The sequence below is a fragment of the Micromonospora sp. LZ34 genome, from assembly GCF_052981855.1.
On the sequence record NZ_JBRIQN010000154.1, the window covers coordinates 1 to 1,242 of the forward strand.

2 protein-coding genes are annotated in these 1,242 nt (G+C 63.5%); one reads left to right on the forward strand and one right to left on the reverse strand.

What is annotated here, in order from left to right:
* Positions 1-311: 311 nt before the first annotated feature.
* A complete protein-coding gene (locus tag ACVCAH_RS37890; protein WP_447141013.1) occupies positions 312-653 on the reverse strand; it encodes a hypothetical protein in 342 nt (113 codons plus the stop codon).
* 8 nt (positions 654-661) lie between these two features.
* Between ACVCAH_RS37890 and ACVCAH_RS37895 the strand changes: the two genes are divergently transcribed.
* Positions 662-1,150, forward strand: a complete 489-nt coding sequence (locus ACVCAH_RS37895; RefSeq protein WP_447141014.1) for a hypothetical protein — start codon at positions 662-664, stop codon at positions 1,148-1,150.
* The last annotated feature ends 92 nt before the right edge of the window (positions 1,151-1,242 follow it).

The window sequence follows — 1,242 nt, forward strand, 5'->3', positions numbered from 1 at the left end:
CACAACATCGCCCTCGCCGGCTGACCACCGGACAGCACCGGGAACGTTCGTCCCGCCCGAGTTACGAGACGTCGCTTCGCTTAGGGCTCTTCGTGCAACTCCTGAATGGCGTGGAGGATGGAGGTCATCAGCACGACGGCGACGATGCTGTTGCCTGCCGTGTAGTGGCCGACATCGGCCTGGTGGACGGTGACGTGGCGGCTGAGTTCTGTGGGCGCCGGCGTGCCCCAGCTGGGGAACCATGCGGCGTAGAACGGCCCGATAGCGGCCAGCGCGGTCCTGAGCCGCAGCTCAGCAACCGACAGATCTCCTCAGTCGTCGATCTTCACGGCGTTCTTGACCTTCTTGTAGTCCCGGTCGATCGTCCGAGACACGACGGTTTCGGTGACGACCACGGCGAGCGACTGAGCGGCCTCGTCGTGCCCATCCGCGAACGCATCGACGGCGCTCGCGGCGAGCGGAAATTGGCTCACCAACTCGCCATCGCTGACCTTGGCAAGAACGTCCTGGCAGTCCTGGATGACGTCGTCACGGTGCGCCAGCAAAACCTTGATCCGCTCATCTCGGTTTGCCGACTGAAGGACCTGTCGGACAATCTCCTTTCGCGGCACCCAGACCAGCGGGATCCCCTCGTCCTGGACGAGGGAGAACACGTTCTCGAGTGCAGTACAAGGTGTTGACCAAAGACCGCGGTGGTCTCATCCACCGCATCAACGGCCAGGACCGGCTCCCCGGTCAACTCCAGGCCATGCTTGCCTGTACCGAGCACACGGCACCGTCGACCACCGTGGACTTCCACCTGGCCAACACGAGCGCGTTCGTGAAGTTCGCCTACCCCATGACCAAGCTGCACGCGGACAACCAGTTGATCGATGGGCACTACCTGCCCGCCGACTACGTGCAGCTCATGTACGCGCGCCCGGACGTGGGACGAGACGGCGCCAAGATCCTTCGGTTTCCCACCGCACGCAGCATCGATCCAGAGACATTCTCCCGCCTGGTACGCGACTGCTGGATCGGCACATCCGGCACGGCCAGCGCTGCCCTGCACAAATTCTTGCCCGGACTTCGCGAGCATCCGCCCGCACACCTGCTCATCGCCTACGACGAGCCGCTGCGGCGGCAAAACGCGGCCAGTAACAATTCATGACGAGGCGATAATGAAGGCTCTTCGAACTTGAGCGGGGTTCGCGGCTGGCGGTGACCCGGACGTGAAGGGCTCGCAGCCCATCAGTGATCATC